The sequence below is a fragment of the Mesorhizobium sp. M7A.F.Ca.ET.027.02.1.1 genome (assembly GCF_004022985.1).
Taxonomy (GTDB): Bacteria; Pseudomonadota; Alphaproteobacteria; order Rhizobiales; family Rhizobiaceae; genus Mesorhizobium.
On sequence record NZ_RZOL01000769.1, the window covers coordinates 1 to 1,226 of the forward strand.

At 66.5% G+C, this 1,226-nt stretch carries 1 protein-coding gene and 1 pseudogene; one reads left to right on the forward strand and one right to left on the reverse strand.

The window, feature by feature from the left end; all coding sequences use genetic code 11:
* Positions 1 to 614: pseudogene (locus tag EN749_RS36010) on the forward strand (DSD1 family PLP-dependent enzyme); the annotation flags it as partial.
* A gap of 4 nt (positions 615 to 618) precedes the next feature.
* Here the strand turns inward: EN749_RS36010 and EN749_RS36015 are convergent.
* Positions 619 to 1,226 (reverse strand): GyrI-like domain-containing protein (locus EN749_RS36015; RefSeq protein ID WP_145991187.1); only part of this gene is annotated, 608 nt, incomplete at its 5' end.

Below are 1,226 nucleotides of genomic sequence, written 5' to 3' on the forward strand. Positions count from 1 at the left end.
GCGTCATGGCCTACGAGGCGCATGCGCCGCTCATTCCCGGCCTTTTCGGCGGACCGGCAAAGGCATTGGCAAAGGCGTCGGCGCAGGCCTCGGCGTTCGTCGCCTGTCTCGGCGCCGACCAGCGCCGCATCCTGAACATCGGCGGCAGCAAGACCGCGCTGCTCCATCATGGCGGCGCGGCCAATGAGGTGTCGATGGGCTCGGCCTTTGTGCTGCCCAGCGACTTCGATACGCCAGGCCTCGACGGCTTCCAGCCGGCGGCCTTCATCGCCACGCCGATCCTGAAAATGGTCGAGCCGATGCTGCCCGGCCCGCCGGCCGTCACCCGCCTGCTGCAGGCGCTCGGCCGGTTCCCGCGCAAGGGTTGCTACCTCTATGGCGGCAAGTGGATGGCCGAGCCGGTCTTCCCAGAAGGCATGAAGGCGAACGGGCTGCTCGGCCTGTCCTCCAACCAGCAATTCATGGGCTTGCCCGCCGCCGCGACCGCAAAGCCCGGCGACTACGCGTTTCTAAGGCCGACGCAGAGCGAAGCCGTGCTGCAGCAGTTCGGGTCGATCGCGGTGTTTTCCGGCGGCCGGATCGCCGATCGCTGGCCGGCGCTGCCGATGGCCTGACCGACTACGCCTTCACCGGTATCCAGATCTCCAGCCCGCCCTTGCCGCTGCGCGGGTCGAATTCAGGGCCGTAGCGTTCGAATTCCGGCGCATCCGATATCTCGTGCCCGGAGGCCGGCAGCCATTTGTTCCAGATCGTGTTGACCGTCCGGCGGATGGTCGAGATGTGTTCGCGGTGGGCAAAGACCGCATATTTCTGCGCCGGCACCCGCACCCGATAGAAGTCCCTGGGCAGGTCGGAGAAGTCAGACACTTCGACGCCGGCGATGTAGTCGAAATTGCCGGCATCGTCGCCGTTGACGCAGACGCCATAGGCGACGTCGCCGGTCTCGCCCGGAATGTTGCCGATATAGGGGCCGAAGCGCTGCCACTGCATCGGGATGGCGGCGCTGGTTTCGCAGCTGTAGCGTTCGCCGAGGCCGGCGATCAGGAACGGCCGGCTGGTCTCGAAACGCGGCGGTTCGAGATTGGTGAGGAGGGACTGGTCCATCAGGATCGGCTCCACGAGGTCGAGCTTGTCGAGTGTGCCCTGCGCGCGCACCAGTTCCGGCGTGGTGCCGAACTGATCGCGGAAGGCACGGGTGAACGCCTCATGCGAGTTGTAGCCGGCGT